16 protein-coding genes and 1 pseudogene are annotated in these 14,087 nt (G+C 70.0%); 8 read left to right on the top strand and 9 right to left on the bottom strand.

Annotated features, from left to right (window positions below):
- Positions 1-41: 41 nt before the first annotated feature.
- A complete protein-coding gene (locus ACWC21_RS24985) occupies positions 42-554 on the top strand; it encodes a hypothetical protein (protein ID WP_450885040.1) in 513 nt (170 codons plus the stop codon).
- A 158-nt stretch (positions 555-712) separates the two neighbouring features.
- Complete coding sequence (locus ACWC21_RS24990) at positions 713-2,182, top strand: FG-GAP-like repeat-containing protein (RefSeq protein WP_450885041.1); 1,470 nt, start codon at positions 713-715, stop codon at positions 2,180-2,182.
- 24 nt (positions 2,183-2,206) lie between these two features.
- On the opposite strand, the gene ACWC21_RS24995 is transcribed toward ACWC21_RS24990, so the two are convergent.
- From ACWC21_RS24995 to ACWC21_RS25010, 4 genes are all read right to left on the bottom strand, one after another.
- Positions 2,207-2,332, bottom strand: a complete 126-nt coding sequence (locus ACWC21_RS24995; protein WP_450885042.1) for a hypothetical protein — start codon at positions 2,330-2,332, stop codon at positions 2,207-2,209.
- A gap of 38 nt (positions 2,333-2,370) precedes the next feature.
- Entirely contained in the window at positions 2,371-3,090 is a 720-nt protein-coding gene (locus ACWC21_RS25000; RefSeq protein WP_450885043.1) for an Lrp/AsnC family transcriptional regulator, read from the bottom strand.
- 95 nt (positions 3,091-3,185) lie between these two features.
- Positions 3,186-3,653, bottom strand: a complete 468-nt coding sequence (locus ACWC21_RS25005; RefSeq protein WP_450885044.1) for an SUKH-3 domain-containing protein — start codon at positions 3,651-3,653, stop codon at positions 3,186-3,188.
- Positions 3,654-4,074: 421 nt separating this feature from the next.
- Positions 4,075-4,929, bottom strand: a complete 855-nt coding sequence (locus ACWC21_RS25010) for an NAD(P)H-binding protein (protein WP_450885045.1) — start codon at positions 4,927-4,929, stop codon at positions 4,075-4,077.
- Between the two features lie 87 nt (positions 4,930-5,016).
- Between ACWC21_RS25010 and ACWC21_RS25015 the strand changes: the two genes are divergently transcribed.
- Entirely contained in the window at positions 5,017-5,613 is a 597-nt protein-coding gene (locus tag ACWC21_RS25015) for a TetR/AcrR family transcriptional regulator (RefSeq protein ID WP_450885046.1), read from the top strand.
- Positions 5,614-5,751: 138 nt separating this feature from the next.
- Here ACWC21_RS25015 and ACWC21_RS25020 read toward each other — a convergent pair.
- Positions 5,752-6,653: pseudogene (locus ACWC21_RS25020) on the bottom strand (IS110 family transposase); the annotation flags it as partial.
- 239 nt (positions 6,654-6,892) lie between these two features.
- Here ACWC21_RS25020 and ACWC21_RS25025 point away from each other — a divergent pair.
- Together ACWC21_RS25025 and ACWC21_RS25030 are read left to right on the top strand one after the other, a co-directional pair.
- On the top strand, positions 6,893-7,390 hold the full coding sequence (locus ACWC21_RS25025; protein WP_450885047.1) for an inorganic diphosphatase: 498 nt from the start codon (positions 6,893-6,895) through the stop codon (positions 7,388-7,390).
- A 124-nt stretch (positions 7,391-7,514) separates the two neighbouring features.
- The gene (locus ACWC21_RS25030) at positions 7,515-8,333 is read left to right on the top strand and encodes a class I SAM-dependent methyltransferase (RefSeq protein ID WP_450885048.1); all 819 of its coding nucleotides are present in this window, start codon (positions 7,515-7,517) and stop codon (positions 8,331-8,333) included.
- Between the two features lie 32 nt (positions 8,334-8,365).
- Here the strand turns inward: ACWC21_RS25030 and ACWC21_RS25035 are convergent, their stop codons facing one another.
- Positions 8,366-8,629 (bottom strand): transglycosylase family protein, encoded by a 264-nt coding sequence (locus ACWC21_RS25035; protein ID WP_450885098.1) that lies wholly within the window; start codon positions 8,627-8,629, stop codon positions 8,366-8,368.
- 274 nt (positions 8,630-8,903) lie between these two features.
- Here ACWC21_RS25035 and ACWC21_RS25040 point away from each other — a divergent pair, with 274 nt between their 5' ends.
- Positions 8,904-9,929, top strand: a complete 1,026-nt coding sequence (locus tag ACWC21_RS25040) for a phosphotransferase family protein (protein ID WP_450885049.1) — start codon at positions 8,904-8,906, stop codon at positions 9,927-9,929.
- Positions 9,930-9,974: 45 nt separating this feature from the next.
- Here ACWC21_RS25040 and ACWC21_RS25045 read toward each other — a convergent pair whose 3' ends face one another.
- Both ACWC21_RS25045 and ACWC21_RS25050 read right to left on the bottom strand, forming a co-directional pair.
- On the bottom strand, positions 9,975-10,349 hold the full coding sequence (locus ACWC21_RS25045) for a signal peptidase I (RefSeq protein ID WP_450885050.1): 375 nt from the start codon (positions 10,347-10,349) through the stop codon (positions 9,975-9,977).
- Positions 10,350-10,470: 121 nt separating this feature from the next.
- Positions 10,471-11,034 carry a DUF488 domain-containing protein gene (locus tag ACWC21_RS25050; protein WP_450885051.1) on the bottom strand — a complete coding sequence of 188 codons (564 nt, stop codon included), beginning with the start codon at positions 11,032-11,034 and terminating at the stop codon, positions 10,471-10,473.
- A gap of 77 nt (positions 11,035-11,111) precedes the next feature.
- Here ACWC21_RS25050 and ACWC21_RS25055 point away from each other — a divergent pair, with 77 nt between their 5' ends.
- Positions 11,112-12,842, top strand: coding sequence for a SpoIIE family protein phosphatase (locus ACWC21_RS25055; RefSeq protein WP_450885052.1), 1,731 nt, complete (start codon positions 11,112-11,114; stop codon positions 12,840-12,842).
- Between the two features lie 86 nt (positions 12,843-12,928).
- Here the strand turns inward: ACWC21_RS25055 and ACWC21_RS25060 are convergent, their stop codons facing one another.
- On the bottom strand, positions 12,929-13,210 hold the full coding sequence (locus ACWC21_RS25060) for a DUF4190 domain-containing protein (protein WP_450885053.1): 282 nt from the start codon (positions 13,208-13,210) through the stop codon (positions 12,929-12,931).
- Positions 13,211-13,416: 206 nt separating this feature from the next.
- On the opposite strand from ACWC21_RS25060, the gene ACWC21_RS25065 reads away from it, so the two are divergent.
- Complete coding sequence (locus tag ACWC21_RS25065; RefSeq protein ID WP_450885054.1) at positions 13,417-14,055, top strand: LysE family translocator; 639 nt, start codon at positions 13,417-13,419, stop codon at positions 14,053-14,055.
- The last annotated feature ends 32 nt before the right edge of the window (positions 14,056-14,087 follow it).

A 14,087-nucleotide genomic window follows, 5' to 3' on the forward strand; every position in this document is an offset into this window, starting at 1 on the left:
ACACCACTCTCACCACCACGTGCTTCCCCAAGGAGCCCTGTATGAAGCTCACACGGCGGATCACCGCCATCGGTGCGGTCACGCTGGCATGTGCCGCCGCGGCCGTCGTCGCCGGCGGCCCATCCTCCCGTGCCGGTGACTCCGGCATGCCGGTGATGGCGGCCGACAGCCAGCCCGGGTACGCCGTAGAGGACTTCGGTTACCCGGACGCCGACAAGATCAAGGCCGAGAAGGGGATCGTCCTCAAACGCGGTGACGGCCACATAGTCCTCGTCGACTGCTCGTCCGCCACCGGGCTGATGGAGGTGTGGTCACGGAAGAACGGCAAGGCCTGCTTCCGCACCACCGGCACCTCCGGCTGGCTCACCCTGGAGATACCCATGGCCTTCGCGGTCAAGGGCTCGGCCGACCACACCGCGGACGTCACCCTGACCGCACCGGATGCCACACCGCAGGAGGTCCCGGTCGGCGTGGGCGAGTGGACCCCGGTCGGGGAGTCCGCCGACCCGCAGGCCCGCGACTTCACTCTCATGGAGATCCGAACCAGCAAATGACCCTGCCCCGGCCCACCCTGGCAGACGCCGCCCGGCTCAGGCGGCAGCAGTGCCACTTCCCCGCCGCGCAACCCCCACCAAGGACAACTATGACTGGAAAGAGTTCATGTGTCGCGTGGACTGCAGGACTTCTCGCGGCCGCCACGGCTGCGAGCGGCTTGGTCTCCACCTCTTCCGCCACGGCACTTCCCGGCGACGACGTCCAGGACATCGCTCTCGCATTCACCGCGAAGATCGACGTCGGGGAGCAGCAAGCCTGTTCTGGCGTACTGGTGGATCCGCAGTGGGTGCTCACCGCAGCCAGCTGCTTCGCCGACGGCGGCAAGCCCGTTCCGCCCGGAAAGCCCGCGGTCAGGACCACCGTCACGGTGGGTCGTACGGACCTGTCCCAGACGGGGGGGAAGGTCGTGGACGCCGTCGAACTCGTACCGCACGCCGACCGGGACGTGGTGATGGTCAAGCTGGCGCGCCGTGTCCCCGGTGTCACCCCGGCAGGGCTCGCCGGCGGGGGCCCGGCCTCGGGCGAGCAGCTCATGGTCCTGGGCTTCGGCCGCACCACCACCGAATGGGCCCCGGACAGATTGCACTCGAGCCCGTTCACCGTCGCTGCCGTGTCCGGAAGCGACGTCAGCCTCACCGGTTCCGGTCAAGCGGTGATCTGTCAGGGGGACGCCGGGGGCCCCGCACTCCGCGTCACCAGCGGCGCACCCGAACTCGTCGCCATCAACAGCCGTTCCTGGCAAGGGGGCTGTCTCGGCGTGGATCCCGCCGAGACCCGTACCGGAGCGATCGACGTGCGCGTCGACGACCTCGCGGGCTGGATCCACCGGACAGCCTTCCACGCCCAGGACGACGCCACCGCCGACGGTGTCGCCGACCTGGCCGGCATCTGGGAGGACGGGACCCTGCACCTCTATCCGGGTGACACCGCCAAGGGACTGAGTGGCCAGAACATCGGCCAGCTTGGCGGCACCAGTTGGAAGACCATGAAACAGCTCACCAAGGGCGACTTCACCAACGACGGTGTCACCGACCTGATGGCCGTGTGGGGTGACGGCAGCCTCCACCTCTACAAAGGCGACGGTAAGGGCGAGTTCACCGCCGGCGTCACCGTGACCGAGGCCGGCAGCACCTGGGGCACGGTGAAGCAGCTTGCCTCCGGCGACTTCAACGGCGACGGGATCGCCGACCTGATGGCCATCTGGAACGACGGCACCCTGCATCTCGACACGGGCAAGGGCGACGGGCAGCTTGCGCCGGGCGTCAAGGTGAACACGGGCGGCAGTACCTGGGGCACGGTGAAGCAGCTTGCCTCCGGTGACTTCAACGGCGACGGGATCGCCGACCTGATGGCCATCTGGAACGACGGCACCCTGCATGTCTATACGGGTGACGGCACGGGCCAGGTCGCCGGTCAGGTCCCGGTGCCGGTCGGCGGCAACACCTGGGGAACGGTCCGTCAGCTGACGGCCGGCGACTTCACCGGGGACGGTATCGCCGACCTCATGGCCATCTGGAACGACGGAACCCTCCACCTCTACCGGGGCGACGGCAAGGGCGGCGTCGCACCTGCCACCGCCGTGGCCTACGGTGGCAGTACCTGGAAGACCATGCTGCACCTCGCCTGAACCTCCCACAGGATCGGACGACTCTCAGGGGCCGCCCAGCTCCGCCTCCACGAACAGGCCGTGACCGTGCTGCCAGCGGGCTGCCTCGCGGGGCGCGGCACGGCAGCCGAGGCGGGCGGCCTTGCCGGCCTCCAGCACGTCCTCTTCCATTCATCGTCAGTCAGGACAAACCCAATCCGTGGTGTGGATCACACGCGAGGCCGGTTCAACAGCCGGGAGAGCACGATGGCGCTCTCGGTCCGTTCGACGGGAGCGGTGGCGCGTACGCGTTGGATGGCCTGTTCCAGGTGAGGGATGTCTCTGGCGAGCATGTGGACGACTGCGTCGGCGGCGCCGGAGGCGGTACAGGCTTCGACGACCTCGGGGATGTCCTCCAGGGCTCGGCGCAGTTCGGCGGGGGTCGGATTGCCGCTGCAGTAGTCCTCGACGAACGCCTCGGTGTGCCAGGCCAACGCCTGAGGATCGACGAGGGCGGTGAAACCGCGGATCGCGCCCGTGGCCACCAGCCGGTCGAGGCGCCGTTTGGCGGCGGGCGCGGACAGCCCCGCCGCCCTGCCGATCTCGGCGTACGTGGCGCGGCAGATCCCGTCACTGCACCGCCACCGTCGCCTCGCGCGGTCGCCGGCTGGATCCTCCGCCACCCCGACACCCTCATTGAGGCGGAACAGCTCCGCCTCAAGGCCGTCGTGGTCCACTGCCCCGAACTGGATGCACTCACCGGACATCTCCGTTCCTTCGCCGAGATCCTCACCAAGCGGCAAGACCAGCGGCTGCACCAGTGGCTCGGCGCAGTCCGTAATGACAACGTGCCCGGCCTCCACACCCTCGCCGCCGGTATCGACCGCGATCGCGACGCTGTCGTCGCCGGTCTCAGCCTGCCCTGGAACTCGGGCGTCGTAGAGGGACATGTCATCCGGATCAAGATGCTCAAACGGGAGATGTCCGGCCGAGCCGGATTCCCGCTCCTGTGGAAGCGAGTCCTGCTCGGCCGGTGACCGACGCGTCAGGACGGCTGTTCCGCTGGCTCGTACCCCTCATCGACTCGGCGAGGAGCCACGCCGCGAACCAAGTTCTCCATGGCGTGAGGCATCGGTCCGAAACTGGCAACCCAGGTCTCGACGAGATAGATCACGCCCACTTCGTCGATGCCCAGAAAGTACCGGCCGTGGTCCAGCTCGCCGAGCGGGTAGAGATGGCGTCCGATCGCTTCGCCCCACTCCGTGAATCGGTCATCCTCGCCCCAGGCCAGCTCGGGGTCCAGCTCGAATGGCGTGCGTGCACAGCTGATCCCTGGTCCGCTGACGGTCACAATCAAACCGCCGAACTCTTGCAGGAAGGCTTCCGCAGCGTCGTGCATGGCGAGGCCGACCGCTTCGAACACGGATCGCCAGCGGGGCGTGTCTGTCTTCCGTCCAGGCGTCCATCCCGACGCCTCCAACACCTCATCTACCTCTGGCGACCAGCTACTCATCTGGGCCCCGACTCCTCAGCCGTGGATGAGTAGTGATCATCTCAGCGGCCGACGTCACTGAACAGTGTGTGACCGTTTCACGGAATGTGTGCCAAACCCGACTTCGGGAGGCGCCCCGCTCCCGGGAGCGGGGCAGTGGGCAACGCCACTGCCACAACCGACTACCTCCGCCCGTAGCCAGCGTTTGTCCTCAGCCCGTGCGGAGCCGCACACGCCCGGACGGGGCTCGCCACCTCCGGAGCCTTCGCGCTGCTGCCCATCGTCGTGAACATCCGGAGAGCGCCGACGGCCGTAGTGCCTCCCGAACTGCTTTCGACGTGCTGCTCCTTGCTGCTTACGAAGCCGGAGAGGAGGATCTGCAGGCGGAAGGAGGCGGACAACTGAGGGCTGCGGCCGTAGATGTGGGTCGCGGTCGGCCAGGTTACGAACCCTCCGTGAACTCGGCAGCGTGGTCGGAGGCCCACTGACGAAACGTTCGCGGCGCCGTCCCGAGGATGTCGGCCACCGCAGTGGTGATGTACGCGGGCTGTCCGACCGCCGCGCTCCACGCGGCGAGCAGCATGTCGACGACCGAGCTGGGAGCCGTGCCCTCCGACAGGCTCCGGAACTCGTCCGGCGTCATCTCCTCGAATGCGATCCGCTTGCCCAGGGTGTCACCGATGACGTCCACCTGCGCGGCCTGGGTCAGCGATTCGGGGCCCGTAAGCACGTAGTCAGCTCCGACGTGTCCGTCCTGATAGAGCGTCCGCGCCGCGACGGCTGCGACGTCGCGGTCGTCGACCGGTGCCGACTCGGCAGCGCCGTAGGGCCACCGGACGACGTCACCGGCCCGGATCGCGGGTGCCCACCAGGCCAGCGAGTTCGACGCGAACATGCCCGGCCGGATGATCGTCGACTCGAGTCCGGTGGCCGAGATGAGCCGCTCGATGTCGGCGTGCAGCACCGCCATGGGATTGGGCTGCTGGAAGAAGGGGTGCGGCGTCTGGTGCGGGGAGGAGAGGAAGACGACCCGCCGCACGTGGGCTGCCAGCCGCTCGACGACTGCCGCGGCGGTCTGAGGCGGCGCTGTCCAGACGAGGAAGACCGCACCGGCGCCCTTCAATGCCGGGTCGAGCGACTCGGGCACGGTGAGGTCACCGGTGAAGACCTCGACCTTCGCCGGCAGCGTCGCCGCCATCTCGGCGCGATGGGTGAGGGCGCGGACCGGCACCCCCGCATCGAGGAGTTGGTCGATGACGACGCGGCCGACCCGGCCCGTCGCCCCGGTCACGAGCACGGGAGGAATGTCCGTCTGATTCACACCAGACATGAAAACGTTACTTGGTTAAAAAAGCAACTCGGTAATGAATGTTACGCTGGTCGTATGAGCGAGCCGACGGGACTGCGGGCCCGCAAGAAGGAGCGGACACGCGACGCCATCGGCGACGCGGCCGTCTCGCTGTTTCTGGAGCACGGCTTCGACCGCGTCTCGGTCAATGACATCGCCGCGGCGGCCGAGATCTCCAAGCCGACCCTCTTCCGGTACTTTCCGACCAAGGAAGACCTGGTACTGCACCGGTTTGCCGACCACCAGGGCGAGGCGGCACGCGTCGTACGTGACCGTGAGTCCGGCATCAAGCCGGTGACGGCGCTGCACCGGCACTTCCGGGCCGGCCTCGATCGGTACGACCCCGTCACCGGCCTCAACGACCACCCCGAGGTGGTGGCGTTCCATCGGCTGGTGTTCACCACACCGAGCCTGGCAGGACGGCTCACGCGGTACCAGCTCGAGGACGAGGAGGCACTGGCGGACGCCCTCGGCGAAGGCATCCAGGCACGCCTGCGAGCCGCCCAGGTACTCGCGGTCCAACGGGTGCTCGCCCGGACCAACTGGCAGAAGATCGCCGACGGTCGAGCCGCCCACGACGTCCACCCCGAGGCCGTGGCCGACGCCGACCAGGCATTCAACCAACTGCGGTGACAGGTGACGCTCCCAACGGCGGGACACGGAGCGGCCCGTGCCGCGGACGCCTAGCGCGCACAGCACCTGCGACAGCGACCGTGTCCTGGCCGCGGCGAACGCGGTCAGGCGCGGGGGCGGGTGCCTCTATGTCTTTCGTCAAGCGAGGCGTGGGGTTCGGGGTTCGTAGAGGGTGCCGTCGCGGAGCATCGCGAACACCACGTTGATCCGCTGGCGGGCCAGGCGGAGGAGGGCCTGGGTGTGGGTCTTGCCGCGGGCCCGGCAGCGGTCGTAGTAGGCGCGGGAGGCGGAGTCGTGCAGCGCGGCGAACGCGGACAGGAACATCGCGCGTTTGAGCTGTCGGTTGCCGCCTCTGGGTGCGTGTTCGCCGTGGATCGAGGTCCCCGACGACTTGGTCGTGGGGGCGAGGCCGGCGTAGGAGGCCAGGTGGGCGGCGGTGGGGAAGCCGGCGGCGTCGCCGACGGTGACCAGCAAGGTGGCGGCGGTCCTGACCGCGACCCCCGGAATCGAGGTCAGGACCGCGGAAAGAGGGTGAGCCTCCAGCAGCTGTCCGATCTGCGCTTCCAGGGCTCGTCGCTGTTCGTGGACGGTGGCGGGAGCGGGCCAGGGAGGGGATGACGAGGTTCAGGGGGCCGGTGCCCGGGACCACGACGGTCTGTTCGTCGAGTGCGTCGAAGATCTCGTCGAAAAGCCGTTGGGCCATGTGCGGGGCTTTCGGCCGGAGCACCCCGACGAGCCTGCGGCGTCCGGCTTTCCGCAGGGCGGCTGGGGATCCGTAACGTTCCAGCAGCCGGGTGATGGCGGGGTGGTCCAGGCGCGGGCCCAGGAAGCGTTCCAGGCTGGGGTGGAACTGGGTGAGCAGGCCGAGTATCGGAGGTGCGGGTGGCCTCGGCCGCGAGGTCCTGGTCGAAGCCCACCAGCACGGTGAGCTCGGCGGTGATCTCGTCGGTCAGTTGAAGCGAGCGCAGGGTGTGCGGCTTGGTCCGGGCTGCGTCCGCGATCACCGCGGCGTCCTTCGCGTCGGTCTTCGCCTCGCCCGGGGGGGGAACAGTCATGCCGGGCCCGGAGGCCGGCGGCCCCCTTGCAGGACCGAGGAAAACATAACGGGGGGATCCGGTGCCCTCCCGCCCATGGCGCCAGCCCGCGGCAGGCCCGGTGGGCCGCCGGTGGGAAGGTGGCGCACACTGGAAGTGCACGTCCGGTGTCAGGCGCGCCGTGTCGGCGTACGGCGGGTGGACTTCCCGACGGCGCCGGGTGCGCGGACGGCGAGGAGGCGGACGTGGAGTTCGACGTGACCGTGGAGATCCCCCAGGGGTCCCGCAACAAGTACGAGATGGATCACGAGCTGCACCGGATCCGTCTGGACCGGATGCTGTTCACCTCGACCCAGTACCCGGCCGACTACGGCTACATAGACGGCACCCTCGGCCAGGACGGCGATCCCCTGGACGCTCTGGTAGTGACCGGCGACCCCACCTTCCCGGGCTGCACCATCGAGTGCCGCGCGGTGGGCATGTTCTGCATGAGAGACGAGCACGGGCCCGACCACAAGGTCCTGTGCGTGCCGGCCCACGACCCCAGATACGCGGACCTCCAGGACGTCGGCGACGTCCCGGAGTTCGACCGGCTGGAGATCACGCACTTCTTCGAGGTGTACAAGGACCTGGAGCCCGGCAAGAGCGTGGAAGGCTCCCACTGGGAGGGGCGGGATGCCGCCTACGCGGAGATCGAGGCGTCCCGACGTCGTGCGGAACAGCACAGCGGAGAGCCCGCGTGAGCGTACCGGCACCCTTGCCGAACGTACGGGGGAGCAGTCCTTCGACGCCTGCGCGCCGGGCTCTCGTACGGTGGCCCCCGGCCGGGCCGGCTGAGAAGACGGCGCTCGGACAGGAGGTCCTGCCATGACCGGGTCACCGCCCTCAGACCGGACGCGCTCCCGCGACGGCTGTTACGGCGAGGACCTGTTCGAGCCGGAGCACCCACGGGAAGCGGAGCGGATCGACGCGGCCGCGCTGGTCTACGACCCCGTCACCACCGGCCGTCTGCGGGCACTGGGCGTGGGACCGGGCAGCCGCTGCCTGGAGGTCGGTGCCGGCACCGGAACCGTGGCGCGCTGGCTGCTGGAGGAGGCACGCGCGGCAGAGGTGGTCGCCTTGGACCGGGACACCGGTGCCCTGGCCGCCCTCGCGGGCCCGAGGCTGAGAGTGGTCACCGCCGATCTCACGGACGAGAACCTGCGGCCGGGCAGCTTCGACCTGATCCATGCCAGGTTCGTCCTCATGCACCTGCCCGAGCGCCGCCGCCTCGTCGCACGGCTCGCGCGCTGGCTGAACCCCGGAGGCTGGCTGGTGCTCGGCGACGCCGTGGAAATACCGGACGCGCTCGACACCTCGTCCGCCTACCGGCGGACCATGGACGCCATGTGGCAGGCGCTGAAGTCGACGATCGGCACCGACACCTCGCAAGTCCCGGCGTATCCGCACTTTCTGAGAGAGGAAGGCCTGGGGGGAGTCGCCGCGGAACTGTACTGCCCGCCACTGGCCGCGGGCGGCCCTCTGGCTCGCTTCTGGTCCGAGACCTGGAGCCGGATGCGGCCCGCGCTGGCGGAGACCGGCCGGGTGGACGACACCGTCATCGAGGAGGCACGGGCATACCTGTCCTCACCCGGGCTCGCCGAACTCGGCCCGGGCATGCTGATGGCCTGGGGGCAGCGGCGCTGAAGCGACGGCGGCCGCCCGGTGCGGCAGAGCCCTCACGCGCATGCCCAGGCACTCATGCCCTGAAGTGCGGCGAGGCGGCGGGCCACGGCGATCTGCTCCCATTTCGTCGCCAGGTCCGCCCGCGGTGCGTACTTGCGGCCACCTGCGGCGATCCAGCTCGACTGCTTGAACTGCAGACCTCCGTAGTGTCCGTTGCCGGTGTTCGCGCGCCAGTTACCGCCTGATTCGCATCGTGCGATGGCGTCCCAGTCGGCGCCGAGACCCGTGGCCGCCACGGCTTGAGCGGACGGCGTCATGAAGGTGACCACGGTCGCGACCAGCGGGAACAGGCCCAGCACCAAGCGGCGCGCCTGGGGCGGCCTGCCGCGTTCGCACACACCATCATCGTGGGTTGAAATCATGTCAAATGACTATAAAGCAAGACATGTATTTCCTTCGGCTGCGACGCGGAACCGGCCCTGCGGCGCGGTCGGCACGGACGTCCCCGGGCCGGCGGCTCCGACAAATCGTTCGGCATCGACGGCGTGGCTCGCGTACGGTGCCCCGGTTGCCGAGCCGGAGAGGTGGCGGATGGATGTGACGTGGAGGAAAGTGACGCGCGACCAGTTGGCGGGTACGGCCCGGGCCGCGCTGGGCGGCGGGCGGCGACTGGAGACGGTCGAGCGACTCGCGGGCGGAAGCAGGAAGGGCGTGTACCGCCTGACGATGGACGATGCCACGACCGCGATCGCCTACCTGTGGGACGAGTCGGAGAACTACTGGCCGTCGGCCGAAGGCGACGGCGACCTCACGGATCCGTTCTCCTCCTGTGCCGGGCTCGACCTGTTCGAGGCGGCCCGCACCCGGCTGGCCGCCCTGGGCCTACGGGTCCCCGAGCTCCACCTGGCCGACCGCGACCGCACCCGCCACCCGGCCGACCTCGCGATCGTGGAGGACTTTCCGGGCGAGAACCTGATGCATCTGCTCGAGCGCGATCCGAGAGCCGCGGAGCCGACGATGGACCGTCTCGCCGATGCCCTGACGGCGATGCGAAGTCATCGGGCGGCGTCCTTCGGCAAGGTCGGCCTGATCGACGCAGGGGGGATGTCACGGGCGACGTGCTGCGAGGACGCAGCGCTCGACTTCGCGATGAGCTGCCTGGCCGAGGCCGCTTCGCGCGACCGGAGGATGGCTGACGCCCGTGACCGGCTGGAGGAGCGGCTGCGAGAGCTCGCCGCGGCGGTGCGGCCGCGTACCGAGTACGCGGTCGTCCATGGCGAACTGGGGCTGGACCACGTGCTGGTGGACCGGGACGGCAACCCCGTTCTGATCGACATCGAGGATCTGCTGTACTTCGACGTCGAGTGGGAGCACGCGTTCCTGCGGCTGCGCCATCCCGACGGGCACGTGTCCCGCCGGTTGGCGGTGGAGGGCCTGGACGAACACCGGCTCGCGCTCTACACGCTCACCCACCGGCTGTCACTGACGGCCGGGCCGCTGCGGCTGCTCGACGGGGACTTCCCCGACCGGGAGTTCATGCGGGGAATCTCGGAGTACCACTTGAACGAGACGCTGGCCCAGGCCCAGGCCCAGGCCCAGGCCCAGGCCCAGACGTAGCAGTCGGCCGAGGGAAGCCGGGCGGGGCAGGCCCCGGTTCCGGCCTTACCGATCCTCCTGCGCCACCGCGTAACCGGGAACGGACGGCCACCGGACGGTCAGCACCACCGACTCCTCCTCCGCGAACCACGAGTGGTCGACGCCGCGGCCCCAGACGACGTAGTCGCCCTGCTGCTCCAGAACGACGCTGCGGCCGGGAAGTTCGACGCGGAAGCGGCCACTGATGAGCACCAGGAGAGCTGTGCGTACCTCGCCCTCCACCCACTGGGCGCGCTCGTCGCCACGGGGATGCACACCCCATTTGATCTCCACGGCCTCGCTGTGGCGCGGATCGCCGGCGTCCTTGAAGTGCCCGAGGATCCAGCCCCGGTCCAGCGCCGCATCCTTGCCCGCGTTCCCCACGTACACGCTGTCGTCCATGTGGCGGGACGCTAGCAGTTGCTCGTCCCGAGGATGCCGTCCGCAGGGCCATGGTCAACGGCGGCGGATCCGCACCGGGGCGCCGGCCCGCGAGACACCGGGCGCCGCGGCCGGGGCACGATCACGGTGCCGCCCCACCGACCCGGTGGTCCGCGCTGTCGAGTCCGTCGTAGACGAGCAGTCCGTCGTCGCGCAGTCGTGCACCCTCTGTCGGTGTGTGCACGCTGACGCGTCCGTCGTGCATGAGGTGGTGGGCCGGTATGCCCCGGGCGAGCACCACGAAGTCGGCGATCAGCCGGCGGTGACAGCGCCACCAGACCGCCTCACTGCACATGACGGCGGTGCGGGCGCGAGCGGCATCGTGCAGCAGCCGGTCGACCGCGGTCACGAACTCGGGGGAGCGGGTGTGGGCGGCGTAACCGCGGAAGGAGGCGTTGCGCCAGACGACGTCCGGGCTGTCCGGAGGCGGTCTGCGGAATCCACCGAGAGCGGGTTCCCAGCGGTAGGCGATCCCGCTGGGCGGCATCCATTCGGCGAGCCGCTGCCGGGACAGGTCGGGATCGCGCCGGCTGCCCGGGGCCGTGCGTACGTCCACGACGGCGGTGACGCCGGCGGAGCGCAGCAGATCGGTGATGCGACCATGATCGGCTGTGCTGTGGCCGAAAGTCAGCAGAATCGTGTCCACACTGCCGGACTTTCCATTTTTCCCGGGTACACGCAGGGAACCCGGGACGGGACGAGGAACGAAAGGGAGGCGAGGACATGACGGGGCCGGAGCAGAGGGGTGTCGTCGATGACGGGGCCCTGCCGGCACCGGCCGCCGCGCTGCCCGAAGCACTGGCCGCCCTCGGCACCGGGGCCTACGTGGTGGACGAGCAGGGCTGCATCATCGCGGTCAACGCCCGTGCCGAGAATCTGCTCGGCCGATCCGCCCAGGACCTCCTCGGCCACGACGCACACGACCTGCTGCACCGCGACCCGCACGGCCAGTCGCTCTCCAGGACCCGGTGTGTGATGCGGCAGGCCTTCCACGCCGGACGCACCGCACAGGCCGAGGAGGAGCACTTCGCACGTGGCGACGGTTCCGTGCTGCCCGTCTCCTGGCTGATCACCCCCTACGACATCGGTGCCCAGGAGGCCGGCGCGCTCGTCCTCTTCCACACGCCCGACCGGCCGCGGGCCACCGCCCGGCAGCCGGAGCCCGCGGCCGAGTCGCTGACGGAGCTCGAACGGCTGGCCCTGTTGGCGGAGACCACCGGGAGCCTGACCTCCACCCTCGACGTCGACGAGGCGCTGCGCCGACTGGTGGACCTGGTCGTGCCCCGGCTCGGGGACTGGGTCGTCATCGATCTGATCACCGAGCGGGACGAGGTGTGGCGCGCGGCCGTGGTGCACGCCGACGGCGACACCCTGGTGCACCACGAGGACCTGCAGGGCCCGATGCCGCCGGTCCCGGACGAATCCCCGATGCCGCTGTCCAGGGCCCTGCGGGGGGTCGCGTCCAACCTGGCCGGACCCGAGACCTACCGGGGCCAGCCGGATTCCGGCATCGCGGTGGAACAGCGCCGCCTGTTCGACGCCACCGGCATCCACTCCGCGGCCATCACCCCCATCCGCAGCACCCGCGAAGTGCTGGGCGCCCTGACCGTGGGCCGAGCGGAGAAGCCGGGGAACTTCACCCCCGCCGATCTTCCCCTGCTGGAGGACATCGCCCGCCGCGCCGGGCTGGCCCTGGACAACGCCCGCCTCTACCAGCGTCAGCGCAAGGTCGCCGAGACCATGCAGAACCACCTGCTGCCGCTGATGCCGCACGTTCCCGGCCTGCAGATGACCGTCCGCTACCTGCCCGCCCCCGACGCCTCACAGGTCGGCGGCGACTGGTACGACGCGTTCACACTCCCCGACGGCCTCACCGCCCTGGCCGTCGGGGACGTCGTCGGGCACGACCTGGAGGCCGCGGCCGGCATGGCGCAGCTGCGCAACATGCTCCGCGCCTACGCCTGGTCCCAGCAGGATCCTCCCAGCCGGATCGTGGAACGGCTCGACGAAGCGATCGTGCCCATCACCGACGTGCCCATGGCCACCCTTGTCTTCGCCCGGCTGGAAGCGACGCAGGACGGTCAGTGGGAGCTGTCGTGGACGAACGCCGGGCACCCGCCGCCACTGCTGGTCACCCGCGACGGCCTGACCGAATACCTGACCGAGGGCCACGGCATTCTCCTGGGAACGGGAGCGCGCATCCCCCGCCCCGACGCCACGGCCGTGCTGCCGCCGGGGTCCACGCTGGTGCTGTACACCGACGGTCTCGTCGAAGAAGCCGGCCACTCCCTGGACGAGGGCCTGAACCGCCTGCGGCAACACGCCGCCGCTCTCGCCCACCGCCCCCTCGCGGCCTTCACCGACCAGCTGCTGCGCCGGGTCCGTCCGGCGCGCAACGACGACGACGTGGCCCTCCTCGCCCTGCGCATCCCTCTCGAAGGTGCCCTCACCTGAGGGGCGAGCCCCCGGAACGTCCCGCCGCACCGTAGTGAGCGGCCACCTGAGTGGCCGCTCCGAGCGGATACCGCCGCGTGCGGTGATCAGCTGCCCACGTACCAGGCGAAGCCGCCGTTCGACGCCGCCACGGCGAACAGCACGAAGAAGATGACTAAATCGACGATGCCCAGGACGATTCCCGCCTTGGCCATGCCCGCGCCGTTCCGGGCCCCCGCCTGCCGCAGACCCAAGGCGCCGAAGACGATGGCCAGCGGACCGAGGACGATGTTCAGGAAGAAGATTCCGACGATGCCGCAGACGAGACCGGCGACGGCCATCCCGTTGGTACGCGAGGTCGCGGCAGGGGAACTCCCGTAGCTTGTCATGGGGCACACTCCCGTGTGGTCGACCGGCACACGCGGCGTCACATGCCGTGTGTGCTTCACCTTTGACTGACCGTTCGGTTGCCCTCCGCCCACCCGAACATTCCCCCGCGGTGCCCGACAGCCCGCCTGGACGCATGAGGGACGGCATCGGTGGAACCCACGGGAGTGAAGCGCGTCCGGCGGCCGGGCGTGGAACGGAGCAGACGGTGTCGGTCGATCTCTTCGGGTTCCTCGCAGTGGTGCTGCTCGCCTACCTGGTGCCCGGCCCGGACTTCCTGGTCGTCGTGCGGGCGGCCGCCCGGCGTGCCTCGCTGGGCCGGGCGGCGGCCCTGGGCACCCTGACCGGGCTGTGCGTGCACACGTGCGCCGCGGCGCTGGGCCTGTCGGCGATCGCCGCACGGTCGGCCCATGCCTTCACCCTGATCAAACTGGCCGGCGCCGCCTACCTGGTGTACCTGGGCGTGCGGGCCCTGTTCGATGCCCGCGCAGGCGCCGCCGCACCGCGTCGGCCGACCGGGCGGAAGGAGAAGACACCCGGTGGACACGGCCTCCGGGACAGCTTCCTCCAGGGACTGCTCAGCAACGTGCTCAACCCCAAGGCGGCCCTGTTCTTCCTCAGTGTCCTGCCCCAGTTCATCGACCGGGGCGGCGGTTCGGTCACGGGACAGGTCTTCCTGCTCGGCGCGCTCGACGTCCTGGGCGGTGTCGTCTACTGGTTCGCCCTGGTCGCGGTCGCGGCCCGCCTGCGGGCCCTCCTCGACCGCCCGGCATGGCGCCGGCGCTGGGAACGGGTCACCGGCGCTCTGTTCATCGTCATCGGTATCGGGGTGGCAGCGGCCGACTAGGGCCTGTCCTCGCCCACGGCGCGGATCCAGCC

Source organism: Streptomyces sp. NPDC001348 (assembly GCF_053597535.1).

Excerpts from the sequence above, each read along its gene's own strand:
- ACWC21_RS24985 (WP_450885040.1), top strand. The coding sequence starts at position 42 with ATGAAGCTCACACGGCGGATCACCGCCATCGGTGCGGTCACGCTGGCA.
- ACWC21_RS24995 (WP_450885042.1), bottom strand. The coding sequence starts at position 2,332 with ATGGAAGAGGACGTGCTGGAGGCCGGCAAGGCCGCCCGCCTCGGCTGC.
- ACWC21_RS25000 (WP_450885043.1), bottom strand. The coding sequence starts at position 3,090 with ATGTCCCTCTACGACGCCCGAGTTCCAGGGCAGGCTGAGACCGGCGAC.
- ACWC21_RS25005 (WP_450885044.1), bottom strand. The coding sequence starts at position 3,653 with ATGAGTAGCTGGTCGCCAGAGGTAGATGAGGTGTTGGAGGCGTCGGGA.
- ACWC21_RS25030 (WP_450885048.1), top strand. The coding sequence starts at position 7,515 with ATGACCGGGTCACCGCCCTCAGACCGGACGCGCTCCCGCGACGGCTGT.
- ACWC21_RS25060 (WP_450885053.1), bottom strand. The coding sequence starts at position 13,210 with ATGACAAGCTACGGGAGTTCCCCTGCCGCGACCTCGCGTACCAACGGG.
- ACWC21_RS25055 (WP_450885052.1), top strand. The coding sequence starts at position 11,112 with ATGACGGGGCCGGAGCAGAGGGGTGTCGTCGATGACGGGGCCCTGCCG.
- ACWC21_RS25015 (WP_450885046.1), top strand. The coding sequence starts at position 5,017 with ATGAGCGAGCCGACGGGACTGCGGGCCCGCAAGAAGGAGCGGACACGC.
- ACWC21_RS25035 (WP_450885098.1), bottom strand. The coding sequence starts at position 8,629 with ATGACGCCGTCCGCTCAAGCCGTGGCGGCCACGGGTCTCGGCGCCGAC.
- ACWC21_RS25040 (WP_450885049.1), top strand. The coding sequence starts at position 8,904 with ATGGATGTGACGTGGAGGAAAGTGACGCGCGACCAGTTGGCGGGTACG.
- ACWC21_RS25045 (WP_450885050.1), bottom strand. The coding sequence starts at position 10,349 with ATGGACGACAGCGTGTACGTGGGGAACGCGGGCAAGGATGCGGCGCTG.